Source organism: Natrinema sp. SYSU A 869, from assembly GCF_019879105.1.
Lineage (GTDB): Archaea > Halobacteriota > Halobacteria > Halobacteriales > Natrialbaceae > Natrinema.
Genome location: NZ_CP082247.1, coordinates 417,000 through 433,907, shown reverse-complemented (window position 1 = coordinate 433,907; position 16,908 = coordinate 417,000). Strand labels below are relative to the sequence as shown.

The following is a 16,908-nucleotide window of genomic DNA, read 5'->3' as shown; positions in this document are numbered from 1 at the left end:
ATACGATGTCACATATTTTATGGCGATTTGAAATCACTCTGTAGATATGGATGAAATTGGATACATTGACACCGCCCCATATTTTGCTAATGGAAATGGGAACCCGATTAATATAGACCATATACTTAACAGAATTTATAAACTATTATCTGATTATGGATATGCGAAGGAATCTACCGAGTTTATATATTATCTAGATCGGATTGCTGAGGACATGACAATTAGCGAGGAGAGTCGAATAGGACCAACTCCAACATATTCTCTACCTCATAAATTAGCAGTTGATCTGAATAATAATACAGATTTCCTGGATGATGACTATCGGTTCTACATATTCTACATTCTCTGCAGACTTCATCAGGAATTAGATGACTATGAGGGAATGAGGAAGTTGGTTAACCGGTATGAACAGGAGTTCCAAGGACATCCTTATTATGGGAAATTAAAGTCCTTCTCACTAGTAAATTCAACCAATCCAGAGACTCTGAGCAAAGCACTTGATGAAGCGTTTGATAATTCTCGAGATAATCCAGACTATCCAGATCTGCATAAAATTCTCGCAGAAGTCATTATGATACTGATCGAGAAGGAGGCCCAATACGTAGGGTCGAATACTGACATACCAAAAGATGATCAAGAGCTGCTGGAGATAGGAAAGAGAGAAATTAACCGAGCAGTGGAATCAGGTGATTATTCAGCAGAGTATCTTTCTGTGAAAGCACAAATAGAATCTCTGAACGGAGAACACGATGCAGCAAAAGCATCTATCTCACATGCTATTAGTGAACTCTCTCGCTCCCGAACAAATTATACGAATTTAAGCGCAAAGTTTGGAAGAATAGAGACTCATATCGAAATACGCCAACAACAGAGCAGGCTAGAAGACAGGACTGACGAAATCTCTAGTTCTGTTACCAAATCTGAAACACAAGTCGAGGAAGCAAAGAAAAGAATCAAAGAATTGAATTCCGAAATAGACACTATTCATCAGGATTTCAGCGAATGTTTTAGAGTTTCTTGGGTTTTTCTCAGCAATTATCGCAGTCATCGTGATAACAGGTCAAATAGCGATCAAAGTTGCTGACCCTCAAGAAGCAGGTCAGCTCCTTATTGCTTCTTACGGAGGGCTTCTATTTGCTTTTGGAGGATTCGCAGCAATGTTAAGCTCTACTCAGTCAGAGCGTCATAGTCGTATGATCATTTCTGTAGTTGGCCTCCTAACCGCGGTTCTCGCGCTGAAAGTCGGTGAATTTGCCAGTCTACTCGGTGGATTCTTTTGACCGTCTTTTTCAGAGCTGGTTTCCTCTGTGTTCATCGTATTTTAGTGCCCCCGAATTCCAACTTTGGCTTAATAAGGCATGAATGACTGAGTAATTCGGTTAGAAGCAGACCCATATATCGGTTTGAGATGTCCTTAAAGGCGGGGTTCTCGGACGATGATTTCACCAAGTCTGGTTTCGAAAGTGGCGTTAAGTACGTATGCGAATCTAACGTTGGAACTTCTATCAGCCATCGGTGATAGTGGCGGAGTCGTGCTGAATACACAACGCGAATCTCGCACAAGTTTAACAAAAGAACATTCAATTCATGTCATTAGAATAGACCCATTTCGTGGTTACGATCAAAACGATCGACCCCATGAAGTTGGAAACAGATATACAGGTCTTGGTTTTATCCTCTAACCCCTCAAACGAGTACCGTTTCCCAGTGCTGGCGTCATAGACCTCTTCCTCGTAAGGTTCTATGACTAAATCGCCGTGAGAGATGGCGTTCCGTAGATCCTTGTCGATACCCTCAACCAAGGTCTCACACTTTGAATCGGAGAGTTCGTTTAACTTCGCCGCGTACCCCATCCCGGTCAAATCCACATCGAACAGGTTCTCACCCTCATCGATACGCTTCAAAGCCAACAACAGGGTCGAGGCGTTGTCGCACACGTCCATACATTTCGAATAGAGATCCACGGCCTTCTGTGCAGACTCAGAATCATCCACCTGGATTTCCGAAACAGGATCCGCCATCTCCGACAACTGCACGTGGTTCTGAGTGGCAGCAATACCCTGATCCATTTCTCTGAACTCTAAGACATACTCGAACGCCAACTCCAGTTGCTCATCAGAAAACCTATTAATCATATCGACCACCGCTTCATACCGTTCTATGTCCTCATGTTCCAAAATTTCACCACCTAGACTAGCTAGAGACATTTCCAGCAGACCAGATAGAGAAGCCATCCCTGTCTCAAAGCCCTCTTCCATCATCACCCGTAGAACACTGCTAAAGTAGGAATAGCGTTCTTCCCCTTCCTCTGGGATATCTTCTTCTTCGAGAATCCCATCGGTGATCTCAAGCAACTCCTCCATCGAGAGATCTGTATCGACCTGGTCTTCATCGATTCTCCTCTGTTTGATCAGACCGTATCGCCGGATCTGGGACTCTAAGGTCTTGTGTATTTTCCCTCAGAACCCTTGACCATCTTATTGGAATTGTATATAAGGAAAAGATATAAATGTTTTCTGACTACGTCCTCTGTATTCAGCGGGCCGATCTTGACAGCATTTTGGAGAGGCGGAATCTCGCGCCGATAACTGTATACCTGTACTGAATGAAGCGCTGTCCAACTTTAGGAAACTTCTCGGACACGACCCAAGCGGTAAGTATACACGCAAATCTAATGCTGGTACTTCTCTCAGCTATCGGTGATGTTGGCAGAGTCGTGCTGAATACAGAGCGCGAATGTGGCACAGACTGAGGGCCGATCTGCGAAAAGGAGTGATCGGTCGATACAGAAGATGGATTCAGCAGACCATTTCGCTTATTCCGTGTTAACTGACCTTCCAATACCTGGAGCCTGTTGACCGCGGTAGGTATCTGAGATTTCCCAGCTGAGACGAGGGACAGACTCCAGTAGGTGACTCGTTAGTCGCGGGCGGCCACTTCTAACTGTGCCTCTAAATCACTCGGCACACCATCTACCTTCCGTGCAGCAACCAAATTCTCTAACCCCTCTAGGAGATCGTTCTGCGCCGATTCTGGCCCGGGCAGCGTCGTGGTGTGTTCATATTGATCGAACTCTGCATCACCGTCGTACTCAGCCAATGTTTCAAGCGCAGAGATGAACGCCTTCGTCGCCTCCAAGTAGTACTCTGCCTTCTCCTGTATGTCATCCAGAATCGATAAGACGAATTCGTCATCGGGCGTGCTGCACTGATGAACAACATTTCGAGTATCCTCAATCTCGCTCTTGTTCCGCTCGACTGTATCAACCGCGTCTTGGTACTCGACGATCGTCTTGTGATAGTTCCCCCATTGTATTTCTTCAGGGAACTGGACGACGATCCTATCGATGTCCTCAGGTTCGTGGACGTACTTGCCATCTTCAGTGAAGAACGAGATGATGTACGCGGTTCTGAGATGGCCGTACGTGCGGTCAGCAGCGTGCTCAGCTTGCCGGGCAACGTAGCTATGCGGCTGCTCGTATGACGCAGGACACGGCCCGAGTTCCTCGTAGACGTCGAGAATAAGGTCAGGATTGGCATCCCAGATAGCCCAATCACTACCGTCACGCCGGAATTCAAGTTCTTCAGTCATTTCCGTTTCCTGACCGTAGTTCTCCCACGTCACCGTTGCTTTGACATCCCTCACATCGTCGAACTCAGACACGACTTCAGCCTCCACGGCTACGACATCTAATTCATCGAAATCCTGGATCAACTCTTGGCCGCCACCGCGGATAGCAATGCCCCAATCATCGCCGCTGCTCCCGGCCATGTCGAACGCGTTCATGAGATCAGAGTCATCATGGACAGCTTCGGAGAGGGCGTCCCAGTCGTCAGCGGCGATTGCTTCGTAGTAGGCTTCCGTCGCCTCGTCTTCATTAAAGGACGTATCACTATCAGTAGACTGAAAACACCCAGCAATTCCGATTGTGAAGGCAGACGCTGCTCCAGCAGCAAGATATTCTCTTCGGTACATATGGTGCGTAATGGTTCACGACCTATTTCAACTTTGCAGATTGTATTTCAATTTGACTGTATTCGCAGACCTATTATATGTATATTCAGTAACTTTATCTATAAAACAAACGAAGCCGTCGGCTGAACTCATGCTCTATATTCAGCAGGCGGCTTTTGGCATATTTCGGGTAGATCGATAGCCCCTTTGGTAACTGCTTACCCTATATTGAAAGAAGTCACCGTCCGACTTCAGAGAAAGAATCGGACACAGGACCGACGCTAAGTTACAATCAATGGGCAGACCACTCTCCTCCTCACTTGCGGAACAGTTCAACGAGTAACATTAGACCAGCAACCCCTACTGCAAAGATTGCTTGAACAGCAGAGAACCCTCCGCGAAGCGCCATTCGAGTATAATTCGGGTTTGAGTGGTAGAGGTCGCTCGCAATCCCAATTATGGCATCAATTAACGGAGCCAACACATCGAAAACAAGCGCCTTGCTGAAATTCACCCCTGCCTGACCCAAACGGTATCCAATAGTCACCACGAGATTCACCTCCTTTGTCAGGAACTGGCGGTTTGAAGGAGTAACGTACTGCCCCGCACTGTTGGTTGGGTTAAATGGCCATTTTGCGATTTTCACGGCTTCATCGAACAGCGATGCGACAAACGCGATGATCCCCCGAAGCATCTTGTATATGGTATAGATCCAATGTTTCATTAAACTTCCCTCCCATGACTAATTACACAACCGGCTATAACAGAATCGCGTTTGCCGTTACTCCTCCTTATCTGATGCTTCGGGATTCAGACCAACGAACTCGAGTTGTTCGTATGGAACGTATCCCAGTTGGTCGCCAAAGCTGTCCTCAAGGTGAATTCCATGTTCACCCTCAGTGACTTCGTAGCAAGTCAGCGACTGGTATTTGTTCTTGGCAGCAAACTCGACGATCAGTCGATCAGACATCGTCCTTACTACTAACCAGTCATTCAAATGTCATTTCCTCCATTGGACTTGATTCTTGAGTCTGTCGTAGAAGACAGGAGAGTCCGACATTGGGAAAACTCTCGGACGATGATTTCACCAAGCCTATCTTCAAAAGTGGCGTTAAGTACGTGTAGAATTTGCCATTGTGGTTCTGTCAAGTGCCTGTCTTGCCCTAAACCACTTAAGAGCAGGGCGGCAACCGAACCCTATCAAACCAAAAACTCTCAACAGCCTGAACTAACTCGACAAACGATTCATGACTGTCTGGCTTTGACAAGTACGCGTTCGCGTGTTTTTCATAACTCGAGATAATATCCTCTCTGGCCGTCGAACTGCTCAACACAAGCACCGGAAGCTGCTCCATTTCAGGATCTCCCTTAATCTCCTCTAACACGTCAAGTCCGTCTTTGCGTGGCAGATTTAAATCCAACAACACAAAATCAGGACACGGTGATCCATCGTCCCTCAAGAAATCAATTGCCTTAATTCCATCTGTGGCAATATGCATCCTCACGTCAAATTCGGTCTTCCGAAAGGCCTCCCGAGTTAATCGAACATCCCCGGGGTTATCCTCTACAAGTAAAACATCAGGAATAGTATTATCTCTAACCACACAAATCAATAATTCTCTGTATCATAATTGAAACTGTCTGAGTGTTACACCCTTTCCCTGTTAAAATTGATCGCCAATTACTTTGGCATGATGATCTGACAGATTGATAGCCGAATCACTAACTGCTTCACCTGTATTGAACAAAATCGCCATCCAACTTTAGGGAGATTCTCGGACAAGAGGTTCCTTCACGATCTCGACGGCCATTGGGGGAAATAGAGCGCGGCGACTATCGCCGGATCGATTGGGAATGCATGGATGATCGCGGCGGATACCCCGCCACCGAGTCCGTAGAACGCAGCCTCATCGAATCAACTCACAAGCCTTCGACCTCGTTCAGGCTGATTTCACGAGCCTGCTCGACACACAGGATCTCGGTATACTCCATCAGGGCGTCGAAGTCTGCCATCGAGGTTTTCGTGAACGGCAGCTGGATGTTGAACCGGGTGTATCCGCGATGCTTCTCGCAGTGCGCATGTATCGATCCAAGACTCATCGATGTGCGGCCACACTCCGTGCAGCGGAACAACACGAGATCTCCGTCGGATTCGTATTCCTCGTGGAACTTCTCGAGAAGGCTCATGCGTCCACCCCACCCGTCTCTTCCTCGAGGTCCTCGAGGATCTTGAGGATCCCAGGGCCTCGATCACGAACGTGCCGAACGCGATCGCCGAGGCAAGGTAGATCTGAGACGATCCCTGCTGGACAGCGATAAGGAAGACGATGACAGTCAGCAACGCAGTGAATCCCTCCCCGCTCATCGGTGCTGTTGGTCCCTCTCATCAGCCCCGCACTCTGACGGCACGGCCTCCTCGATCGCGGGGCCGATCCACTCGACAGTCCCGAGCACCACGACGAAGGGAGCGACCACAAACACCGGGGCCGGCACACCGATCACGTGGAGAGCAACCAGCAGTGCGACCGCCGGAGCAGCGCAAAAGCCGAGCGCTCGCAACCGGACGAAGTTGTCGACCGAACAGTCGTCACACGCGCACCGGTTCTCGACGATCAACTCCTGGACGAGCTGCCGTCTCATAGTTGACCTCCATCGTGATCCATTGGTCGCGACGTCCAGGACGAACTCGACGACGATCTCCACAACTCCAGACCACGATCGCCCCCGGATCCCTTGCTTCCGACTTCACTAATCCTGTCCGTCAGCTGGGTTTGTGCGTATAACAGTATGTATAGTGCCGCCGGAGCTATTAACAGCTTAGTGCCCCTTTGCAGCCTTGCGATTTTGGGTATCGTATCGTTAGCTCTCATCATTGGCGATTTGTCGGATACGTCCGTCAGAGATTTCGACGGCAGAGCAGCGAGCGATGTCGTTCGCGGACAATTCACTCTCTCTATAGATCGATGCCAGCAACTCGTCTCGCCGTTTCCGATCAGCTTCTTTCCGCGCCTTCTCGAGTTGCTGTTCGTGGTTAGATTGTCGGATCCAGTTGTCCGATGATTCCTTGTCATCCAGTCACTCGAGCTTGAGATCCTGCATCGTCCGGAACGTCAGGTAGTCTCGGACAGATTCACCCCGATCTTCCCCTCAAGCACTACCGAAAGAACTAGATTTCTCCCCGTTCTTGTCCGGGATGCAGGCAACCCAGACACTATAAATCTGAAACAGCACGAGAACCGCGACGATATGAAGGTCTGGCTCAGCCAGAACGAAGTCAAACAGTTGCTCGAGACTGCCGACGGAACTCAGCAGCAAATCACGTTCGTACTCGGCGCGCGATATAGGCTTTGCTCACACGAGATTCTCGACGTGGCTCCCGAGGACGTCGTCGATACCGACGCCGGGACCATGCTTCAAGTATAGTACGGGAAAGGTGACAGGTTCCGTGAGACGCCGGTCCCGCGAGATTTCGCGACGACCATCCGGACTGTCGACGACGTGCGTGATGCGCCGACCAGCTCGTCGCGCGTCGAGATCATAAGTACTCGAATCACTTCGCCGGTGGGTTCGATCGGCGGCCGACCAGTTGCGCGACGAGACGGGAGACGCTAGATGAGATCACCCCGGGTTTCTGATCTCCGACGGACCTAGGCGACCGCGCTCGTCTCAGTTGACACCAATCCGCCTCTGGTGTACGACTGAGAGAACTGGGACGACCTCGAGACTAACTACCTGAACTAAATCCCTGCCCCAAATTCGAGAGAAAAACGTAAGACGAACTCGAGGTAAAACCTCTAACTATTGCATCATCGAGGGTTGTTAGCCTCTATATCTATGCATTATCGAGATACGTCTGAACCGTCTGCCATTGACGCGACAGCGTCACGACACTAACGAACGCGATAGACGCGAGTTCCTTCTGCGTGATATCGACCTCGCAATCCTTTGCTGCACCGTATAGTATTGCTGCCGCGAACCCGGTCGGACTCTGTCCCACGTGTTCCCCGTCCTCAATCATGGCGTCAGCGAGCTGAAGGGCACGTCGTCGAATCTCATTCGAGAGATCCACCTCGGAGGCGAAGCGCTCGAGGAACGCTGTCGGAAGGGGTGGCGCGACCTGGAGGTCAAACTCCCGCAGGAGTTTGCTGACCGTGGTTTTGATATCATCGAGGTCGACCGGTGAGACATCTGCAATCTGCTGAAGTGGAAACGGAACGTGGTGTTCACGCGCAGTCACATGAATGCAAGCAGCCGCCATCGCTTCGAGCGAGTGACCAACGAGTAGTCCCTTTTCAGCCGCGCGGCGGAAGCGGTAGGCTGACTGTTCGGTGAGGGTTTCAGTAGCCTCGAGCGCATTCGCCAGCGCGCGGAGCTCGCGGAGCCCGTGACGGAGCGTCTGGTTCTCGTGACTCAGGCGGGTGTTGTACTGTGCCCAAAACGAGGCTTCTGCATTACCGTCGTGTCCGATTTTGGTCCCGACACTAACGCGCGTGATCGACGTGGCAGGGCCGGTCCGACGCTGGTCTCGGGGCGTCCATCCAGGTTCGCTGCGCTCGAGTTCGGTTCCCGTGTGAACAGCCCCACAAGAGTCACAGTACCACTCGCCCGCTTTGCTCTGTGTGAAGGACTGCTCGCCGCATTCAACGCAGGTTGAAGTTGTATCGAACTCATCGGCGGAAACCTTGTCGGCGTCGCAGATTGACGGCTCGTCAGTTGACGTGGTTTCGGATTCGACACGCTCTGCTGTGGACTGTTGGCGAGAGGACATGTGTTGGGAAAAGTGAACGCTACGCAGCCGCTGGCCGTCGCTGGTAGGCGAAACTATAGACTCACCGCTGCCGGCTGAGAGCCGGAGAGCGGCCGCGCGAGCACGGTTTGGTTGAATCGACGGTGCCAACAATCCGTTCCGGCGGGCGAACGCCGGGGCGCAAGTAATTGTACTATGTCACGTTGGGATATTATACGTTCCGGTAGTTTGTCCGTTCGTCCGGCCAAATCTCGTTCGGTACCCGTGGAGACAGCCGGGGGTACTTAAATTGTTAATCGAACGCCAGAGCCATCCCAGTCCAATTCGATATCTGGTCACCCATTAATCACAATCAACTTCGACTGGCTGTAATTGCGAGTAGACACCAGCCAGAGAGAAATCTCTTCGTCACATTTCGATGAGATAGTTAGCGGTCGAGTCCGCATACTGGTCGACCGCTGCCTCGAGGCCATTCAGATGCGTGCGGATTTCGCTAATCTCCGTTTCCGGGACGTTACTGATGTACGACCCGAATCTGAAGAGCGCCCGCTCGTAGGTTCGGCCCGCCGTATCGTCAGGAAGCGTCCGATCGAAGAAATTAACGAACTCGCCGTACTTTCTCGCGGAGGTTGTCGCACCTACAGGGAGGGTGTCCGACCCCGACCGCCGTCCAGAGAGGAAGACGAATGCAGTCCAGACACGTGCGTCGAAAATTGGAAAGCGGACCGAGTATTCGTTGGGATCACTATCCGCGAGATGAAGGATGAACGCCGGCGTGACGACCGTTGCGTTCGCGAGCGCACCGGATTCGACGAGGGTTCGACCGAAGGAATCCACGGCTGCAGCCGGCTCGCGCTTGAGAGACGAGTCAACGGCTGTCGTTTCGAGGATGGGACGAACCGACTCGAAGTCAACCCCGCGGCCGAGGTCCTTCCAGTCCCAGAGCCGCGCTGCGCGCTCGACAATGTCATCTGTGGCGGCGATAGCGTTGTGGTACGTCCGGTCGGGGTCTTCATATGTCTCGTAAAACGTCGTCCAGAACGCGACGTTGATCGGTGGGCACATAGACGGGCGTCCGAGCGGACATACTTGAATCATATCAATACGTTTTGGAATAACCGTTCACTACGATCTGCCAACTACTGAGCCGTCCTGGTGGTTCTCCGCAATGGCTTGTTGTTCGGCGACACCACTATCAAGATATTTAACGTGCAGTCGCGCTTGTTGGAACAACGCCTGTTTCGGAGACTGGATTAATGGCACAGCTTTCAACGGAGGAACACGCGCTCGTCGACGAACTGCTCGAGTGCATCGCAACGGCGATGGATCGCCTCGAGGACATCGATCCTAAGTACGCGACCAAGACGAAACTCCAGAAGTTACTCTACCTCGCAGTCGACGAGTTCAACCTCCCGCTCACATACAGCTGGTACCTCGCTGGTGCAGTTGTCCCTAGTGACCCCGTCACGCCGTCAGGACTCGAGTCGGCGTTCGACGAGCTTCCGAGTCCAGACGAGCCGACGGACGACGCTGCGCCAGCCGACCAATCAGTCGGGACGCTCGATGAAATCGTCGAATCCATCGATGACTCCGGGATACAGCCGTCCCATCACTCGGGCGTAGAGCCCATAGATCCAGTATTGTTCTCCGATAAAACAGACTCGGAACCGGACCCAGACCCAACGCCGTCTTCGGAGGAATTCGGCGATAGGCGAGGTGAAATTATCGACTTTTATACCTCGACGATCCCGGACGTGTGGTACCAGAATACGATGCGGTTCCTCCAGAACTTCTATCTCGATCACGCACCACCCGCGTATCGAGATTTCTACGTACAGAGTACACATCTCCGAACCCGACTGCGCGAGGTTGAAACGATTGTCGCCGCTCACCTTGACGATGAGCAGACAGCCCAGTCTATCGACGATATCGCGAAGTCTACTAGTCTTGATATCTCCGACCTCCACTGTACGATCCGATCGTCAGACTCGCTATCGGCGACATTCGACGGCTTCGTCCGCGGCACCGATCTCATCGAAGACGGGCTGATGATGCTCACTGACCGCGAATCAGCATCGCTCGAGCAGGAGCATCTGGCAGTCATCCGCTCGATGCAGGAGTTTTTCTACTACTACGTCTGGCGGTATCCCTGTCTCGTCATTTCGCAGGAGACCGCTACCGGTCCCTCAGCGGACTCGCTGCGTGCTCGCCACCAAGATCGACTTGCCGACTTCGAAGCCGAACTCGATCGCGCAGCCGACCAATTTGAGCGCGAACTGGCTGCTGCTGGTCTTCGACCCGACTATACTGACTACACAGTCTCGAACGACGACGTAACTGAGACCATTGCTTCTCTCGCAGACCAATACTTGGAGTGATTAATGGCAGGCAAAGCATCAACGACAGAAGTCTTCGCCGACACGTGTATCCTGCTGAACTTCGTCCAGCGAGAGTGGGAGCCCGACCATGCAACGGCTCTCGTGACGTCAACATCAGTCACCCTCATCGTCAGTGAGACTGTTCTCGAGGAACTGAGAAATGTCGTCGCCCGCCGCCGTGATATCTACGAAGATATGGTCGACTTTCTTCTGGAAACGGAACAGAAAATCGAGGAGTACGATTCCAATGACAGGCGGACCTACTTTGGTGGTAATGACACGAGACACGTTCGTAACCTGCAAGGACAACTCGCCGGACTCGATGATCGGCGGGAGATCCTTCGTCGTCTCCGCCAGTTCGTCAGAGCGGTGAAGCACCGTGTCGAACACTTAGAATCGGCGCTGGAAGGTACTGTGATCGATCCCATGCCGCCACTTGGGCTCCGATTTGCGATCAACGACGTGCTCGATCACGACGCTGACACCAATGTCGTAACTGATGCGGGATCTTGGGCCGCTGACGGCGGCTCAGGCGTTTTGGTGACGCTCGACGATGATGACCTCTTTCAGCATGCAGACCGCATCAACGACGTGCTTGCGGACGAGCAGGGGCCCGAGTGGATTCTGCAGATTACGCGACCGGAAGATGTCCTCGTTGATCCAGCGTCAACCAAACCAAGCGAGTAGCAGCCCAATTCTCGTTATCAATTTAACTGTGATGGAGTCACTCGGGTCAGTGCCCTTGCGGCAAGGGCGTACCCGGTGAGCAAGAATGACGAAAATCATCCACGATGTCAACGGCGAACGGCTTCTGGCCGACTCCCACAACGACAGCTCCGAAGAAGAAAAAGAGAAGCGAAAACGTCTGGTGCGGGGCGGCATCTGACCGAGCGCTCGAGGCGGCGACGGCTGTGGTGATCGATAATTGGTTGGTGAAACGGTAGGGCAAGGTGGTGTGGGGAAAGAAACGGTAGTCGTGGTCGGGATGGCAATATCCTGGCCCACGCCGAAGTGTGTCCGGTCGCTACGCAGGTCGACAGAGGAAGTCCCTTGAGGAGCGGGAGTCGCTTTCCAGCCCTCGAGGTTGCCGACTTGTGATGTGTTCTGTTGATCGCCTCGACGGTCCGTTACCGTTGGGTCCTCACGGGGGAACGGCGCGACGGCAGGCGTGACCGGCAGAACGCGGTCAGGGCTGGTCGCGCGGGAGGGTGATATCCAATTCCTCGCTGACGTAGGTGATGGCGTCCTCGTACTCGTTTTCGATTATCTCGCAGACTTCTCGGTTAAGGGCAAGTCCGCCTCTGGTGATGTTGGCCGACCCGAGGTAGGCAAATTCGTCACAAACGACGACCTTCGCGTGGAGATCATCGATCTCGAGCAACGACACGCCCTGAGGAAGCCGATTGCGGATGAAATCATTGTGATCCTCGCCCTCGCGAATGATCAGCGTCACATCCGTATTGGGGAGTTCATCAATGGCATCGAGCATCCCCATCCGGCGGTCGTCGAGGTGTTCGTTCACCGGGAACCGCAGTTCCACGTCACTCAACCACGGCGAGACGATGACTGCTCGACGGGCGTGCAACAGCGTGTAGCCGATGAAGTATCGCAGGCTCTCAGAAGTCAAGGAAAATGCTCGTACCATCGATCTCACCTCCTGGGGGTAGTTCGCGGTCGAACATTTCTTCGGCGGCCTCCTCAGCTGGGACGGTCCCAGTCAGATAATTCCGAAGTGCCTCGAGGACAACGTAGCTGAGCGTCTCGCTCTGATCGCCAGCGGCGATACACTCCGTGATGTGGAGGTTCTCGACACAGCCGTCGATGTCCGGTGAGTAAAATGCGGTCTCGACCCGATCAACGTCGGAGACCGTCGCGTCGTGTTCGGTGACAGCGTCGCTGGGGAATCCGTCTTCGCCAGCAACCTGTGCGTCTGCGACGATGTGTTTGAGTTCGTAGGCATCGGTCACCGTGATACCCTCGTCGCCAGCGAACTGGCGGGCACGGTCGATCGTCGAGATGATTTCTTCGGTAACCCGGTCGATGACCGAGTCGAAGGGAGTTCCCAGAGAATCCTCGATAATCGGCCGGACGGTCGCTACGCTCGTCTCTTCAGTGGGGAGCGCGTCGATGAAGGTGCTCTGAGCCCACAGCCGCTCGCCGATGACTTGTTCGTTGTACAGGAGTCGATTCATCGACTCGAGCACACTTCCTGGGTCGGTTCGGAGTTCGTCGTACACGAGATCGACGATACCCTGACCGCCCTCCGTTCGTTCGAAGACGTAAACTTCGCCGGCGTCACGATCGAAGCCGTAGAAGACACGCTGGTTGTTGACGCTGCTGATGTCAGTTACCAACTGCAGGAAGAAGTGTGCCGCCGTGTGGTAAGCTAGATGTTCGAAGTCTCCGTCGTCCTCGAGGTCTTTGTACCGTTGCACGTAGTTTCCAACCTTCTCCTCGAGGCCGTCGATGAACGACGTCATGTCGTATACCAATCCTCGCGTCCGTGTGGTAAACCCAAGCGGGGCTTCGGGACTTTCGATTTCCTGCGTGAATCGATCACTGTCCGAGTCGTACGCAACACCGATTTCGTCACCGTAGTACTTGGCAGGCGTTATCTCGAGGGTCACGCTTTCAAGCGAAACCGTCGCCTCGAGATCGGCAAGCATGAGATTCCCGGTCGTTTCGATCGGAGTTCGATCGGTAACGGAGGTATCGACGTGTGGCTCGGAATGGATCTTTCCGTACTTGCGATGATCGTGTCGGAGACACCTGTCGATATCTCCCGGTAAGATCTGGAAGCACTCGGGACAGTACTGGACAATTTCCATAGCGCTATCTCCAGACAGATCCTTGATCTCGGACAATTGGAGCGTGTCCGGCACGAGGACACCATCTCGTTCTTCTCCCGTTACGTGTTTCGTGTAATCCATCACGACGCCATCGTCCGTGACGGTCGTTTTGGGGAGAAACGCCTGCATCATACCCGATTCGGACTGATACTCCGATCGATATGGAGCGAGCGTGCTCACGACCTGGTCGATGGATTCCTCGGGTCGCTCTCGGTCGTCGCTTTCGCGGAATACCTTGACGAACTGGCCGGCGCTCCCAAAGTAATTCGGTGGAACGAACCAAACGTCGTCAGCGAGCTGGCGCCCATCGGTCCGAAGGTACAGATCGAAATAGTACGCACCGCGCAAGAGGTCCTTGATCCTGTACAGTGACTTATGCGGGTTCTTGCCGCCGAGATACGAGTCGAACTCATCGAGGGCCGACTGGAGGTAGTGTATCTGTTTTTCGAGTTTGTAGTATTCTTGGATTCGGTCGTCCTCACTGAGGGTTTCGAGCTGATTGACAGCGTTGTTCAGGTCGGACAGCCGGTCCTGATTTACTTGTGGAATCGGCCTCTCTGCGGCGTCGTTGGCGCTATTACGTAACTGCATCAACTTCCCAGTCAATCCGAATAGATCAGCGAGTAGTGACGAGAAGTGAGCGACCGTTTCGTGAACATCACCTGACGGAAGAATTTGTGCTCGGTTCTTTGCTTCTGCTAACTGCTGGTTCAATTCTACGACGAGATTATCGTAGCCACTCGCATCGTGTGTTTCGAGCGTTCTCTCAAAGCCCGTCACCTGTCCTGTGAACGTGTTTATGACCCGCAGTGTCTGGTCCTGAACTTCGAGAATATAACTATCAATCGCATCCGCACCTCGGACGATTTCCCCGTCTTCCATTCCGAAGTACTCCTCGATATCGGAGACATCGTCGTGTTGTTCGTCGAGATATGCGCTGATCTGTTGTTGAACGTCATCGACAACCTGTTCCGAGAGCATCCGGTCAGCGGGTACGTCGAGGCCCAGCTCCGTATCGAAGAAGGACTTCGGGTCGATGAGCATCTCGAAATACCGATCGAACTTGAGGTCGTCCTTGAGATATCGTTTCAGGAAGGTCGCGTGTTCGTCGAGTTTCGACCGGAAGCGTTCATCATCCAACTCGGATACCTGCTCGTAGTACCGGTTGAACCGATCGTGCATCCACTCGACGACCGGATTATCCGTGTTTAGCGGTGTCCGAATATCGGAACCGAGGAACCGGTCTGCCCGATAGAACATGTTAGCATCGCCAGTTAGGTTTGACAGGTAGACCGCGATATGTGACTCCATCCCTGGCTTTCGTGCAGCCCGGCCGGCACGCTGTAGGAACGACGAGAGATTCCACGGTGTCCGGTGTTGCGTGATTATCTTGATTTCACCGACGTCGATCCCTACTTCGAGAAAATTCGTCGAGAGCAAGGTATCGCTGTTCGCGGCCGTCTCGCTGTCGAAGCCCTGTTCGGAGTAGACCGGCATGAAATCGAGCGGCTCGTCGATAAACTGTTGGTCCATCTCCGCCGCGACGGTGTCCCAGTTTTCGCCGTCGGGATCGCGGTGGAACTGCCACAGCTCGTTCTCGCGGTCGGCATCCTCCAATTGGACCCGTTGCTGGTTGATCTGAGAGATACTGTCGATGAACGAGAGCTGTTTGCTCCGCCGCCCCTTCTTGTCCTCAAGCATCGTGTGTCCCAACAGCATCGATTGCTGGATAGCCATCGAGGAGACACCCGGTCCGTCCTCAGGTGCGAGCATGAAGTAGTAATGCTCGTGGTCGTCGTGATCATCATCGAAGTCCGATTGAGGCGGGCTCGTGGTCTCGACCGCGGATTGGGAGAGCCCAAATAGCTGTGAGCCGAACCGCTTGGGGTCGTCAATTGTCGCGCTTGAGCCGAGCCACAGCAGCGGATCGTCGGAAATATCGTCGACGTTCTGGATGACCTTCGACGCGTGTGCACCGCGCAGGCCGGTGTTGAGATGAACTTCGTCCAGAACGATGGTGTCGAACTGATCAACCAGTGAGTAGTGAGGCTTGTGCGCGAAGTTCTCGAGCGATTCGAGCGTCGTCAGGACGATGTCCGGCGGGTCGTCGAACACCATGTCGCTGCGCGAGAGGATCAGTTCGCGATCAGTGAACTCGTGTGACGGATCGTTCTCACACCGGACGACATACGACTTGTTAGTCCCGTGGTACTCGAAAGAGTGTGATTCCTCTTCCTCGCCACACCAGCAGTTACAGAGCGTAAAGCGTGGTCGTCCACTCCCCTTTGTATCGAAGAAACTCTTGGACCCGATTTCAGAACGCTTCCACGGCATATTCCCCACGTAGCAGCCGACAGATAGCTGGTCGCCGTGGTCCGCCTTGATCGAGTGGATGTGCTCGAGAATTCGTCCGAGCTGGTCTTGAAGAAGTGCTTTCCGCGGGTAGACAATCGCGACTGAATCCTGTCGATCCTCACGGAGCAGTTGATATAGCGGACCGAGGAAGGCTTCTGTTTTTCCGAATCCAGTCGGTGCTGAGAAGACGGCCGCCTTGCTCTCGCCGTCTGCGCGCCGTTGTCGGTCAAGTCTGTCGACGGTCTGCCAGCTGTTCACCTGAAAGTCCAGCGGGTTGAACCCGAACACGTCGATAATCGACTCGACGAACCGATCATCGCCCGTGTATGGACTGGTCTGCCGCCGCGCTTGCCGTTCGCGTTCGTATTTGATCGCATCTGTTACGAACGGCGGTTCCTCCTGGTCCTCGTACCTGACCTGCCGGTTTTCCAACATCGCTCTGATGAGCGGGCTGACGTCGCTGTGAAGACGTTTTGTGTCTGTATTGCGGTCAATATATTGCATTCTGATATGGAGTGACTGTCAGATGCTGTCGCCCGATGTGCCTTAACCTTTTCCTGCTGACAAATGGTTCATTTATTGATAACACCTCTCACAGCTTGCCGTCTGCGTGCCATAAATGAAT

The 16,908-nt window shown here is 52.9% G+C and carries 15 protein-coding genes; 4 read left to right on the top strand and 11 right to left on the bottom strand.

Translation table 11 applies throughout. The features are described from left to right. The first annotated feature begins 46 nt into the window (after nt 1-46). Nucleotides 47-1,084 (top strand): hypothetical protein, encoded by a 1,038-nt coding sequence (locus K6I40_RS01925; RefSeq protein ID WP_222913518.1) that lies wholly within the window; start codon nt 47-49, stop codon nt 1,082-1,084. A 496-nt stretch (nt 1,085-1,580) separates the two neighbouring features. Here the strand turns inward: K6I40_RS01925 and K6I40_RS01920 are convergent, their stop codons facing one another. From K6I40_RS01920 to K6I40_RS01890, 7 genes are all read right to left on the bottom strand, one after another. Next, nucleotides 1,581-2,363: a hypothetical protein gene (locus K6I40_RS01920; RefSeq protein ID WP_222913516.1), complete on the bottom strand. Its 783-nt coding sequence runs from the start codon at nt 2,361-2,363 to the stop codon at nt 1,581-1,583. A 556-nt stretch (nt 2,364-2,919) separates the two neighbouring features. Continuing rightward, a complete protein-coding gene (locus tag K6I40_RS01915) occupies nt 2,920-3,975 on the bottom strand; it encodes a hypothetical protein (RefSeq protein WP_222913514.1) in 1,056 nt (351 codons plus the stop codon). Nucleotides 3,976-4,270: 295 nt separating this feature from the next. Continuing rightward, the gene (locus K6I40_RS01910) at nt 4,271-4,678 is read right to left on the bottom strand and encodes a hypothetical protein (protein ID WP_222913512.1); all 408 of its coding nucleotides are present in this window, start codon (nt 4,676-4,678) and stop codon (nt 4,271-4,273) included. Nucleotides 4,679-4,735: 57 nt separating this feature from the next. After that, nucleotides 4,736-4,924, bottom strand: coding sequence for a hypothetical protein (locus K6I40_RS01905; RefSeq protein ID WP_222913511.1), 189 nt, complete (start codon nt 4,922-4,924; stop codon nt 4,736-4,738). A 202-nt stretch (nt 4,925-5,126) separates the two neighbouring features. Then, nucleotides 5,127-5,558 (bottom strand): response regulator, encoded by a 432-nt coding sequence (locus tag K6I40_RS01900; protein ID WP_255681430.1) that lies wholly within the window; start codon nt 5,556-5,558, stop codon nt 5,127-5,129. Between the two features lie 316 nt (nt 5,559-5,874). Continuing rightward, entirely contained in the window at nt 5,875-6,141 is a 267-nt protein-coding gene (locus tag K6I40_RS01895; protein ID WP_222913507.1) for a hypothetical protein, read from the bottom strand. A gap of 174 nt (nt 6,142-6,315) precedes the next feature. Continuing rightward, entirely contained in the window at nt 6,316-6,657 is a 342-nt protein-coding gene (locus K6I40_RS01890) for a hypothetical protein (protein ID WP_222913505.1), read from the bottom strand. A 543-nt stretch (nt 6,658-7,200) separates the two neighbouring features. Between K6I40_RS01890 and K6I40_RS27660 the strand changes: the two genes are divergently transcribed. Beyond that, the gene (locus K6I40_RS27660; protein WP_255681429.1) at nt 7,201-7,377 is read left to right on the top strand and encodes a hypothetical protein; all 177 of its coding nucleotides are present in this window, start codon (nt 7,201-7,203) and stop codon (nt 7,375-7,377) included. A gap of 409 nt (nt 7,378-7,786) precedes the next feature. Here K6I40_RS27660 and K6I40_RS01880 read toward each other — a convergent pair whose 3' ends face one another. Both K6I40_RS01880 and K6I40_RS01875 read right to left on the bottom strand, forming a co-directional pair. Further along, nucleotides 7,787-8,722 (bottom strand): transcription initiation factor IIB family protein, encoded by a 936-nt coding sequence (locus tag K6I40_RS01880; RefSeq protein ID WP_222913503.1) that lies wholly within the window; start codon nt 8,720-8,722, stop codon nt 7,787-7,789. Nucleotides 8,723-9,109: 387 nt separating this feature from the next. After that, nucleotides 9,110-9,766: a hypothetical protein gene (locus tag K6I40_RS01875; RefSeq protein WP_222913502.1), complete on the bottom strand. Its 657-nt coding sequence runs from the start codon at nt 9,764-9,766 to the stop codon at nt 9,110-9,112. 191 nt (nt 9,767-9,957) lie between these two features. On the opposite strand from K6I40_RS01875, the gene K6I40_RS01870 reads away from it, so the two are divergent. Continuing rightward, complete coding sequence (locus K6I40_RS01870; RefSeq protein WP_222913500.1) at nt 9,958-11,079, top strand: hypothetical protein; 1,122 nt, start codon at nt 9,958-9,960, stop codon at nt 11,077-11,079. 3 nt (nt 11,080-11,082) lie between these two features. Next, the gene (locus K6I40_RS01865) at nt 11,083-11,766 is read left to right on the top strand and encodes a hypothetical protein (RefSeq protein ID WP_222913498.1); all 684 of its coding nucleotides are present in this window, start codon (nt 11,083-11,085) and stop codon (nt 11,764-11,766) included. A 499-nt stretch (nt 11,767-12,265) separates the two neighbouring features. Here the strand turns inward: K6I40_RS01865 and K6I40_RS01860 are convergent, their stop codons facing one another. Beyond that, nucleotides 12,266-12,706, bottom strand: coding sequence for a phospholipase D-like domain-containing protein (locus K6I40_RS01860; protein ID WP_222913496.1), 441 nt, complete (start codon nt 12,704-12,706; stop codon nt 12,266-12,268). After that, nucleotides 12,696-16,718: a DEAD/DEAH box helicase gene (locus K6I40_RS01855; RefSeq protein WP_222913494.1), complete on the bottom strand. Its 4,023-nt coding sequence runs from the start codon at nt 16,716-16,718 to the stop codon at nt 12,696-12,698. Before K6I40_RS01855 ends, K6I40_RS01860 begins: the two co-directional genes overlap by 11 nt. Between the last annotated feature and the right edge of the window lie 190 nt (nt 16,719-16,908).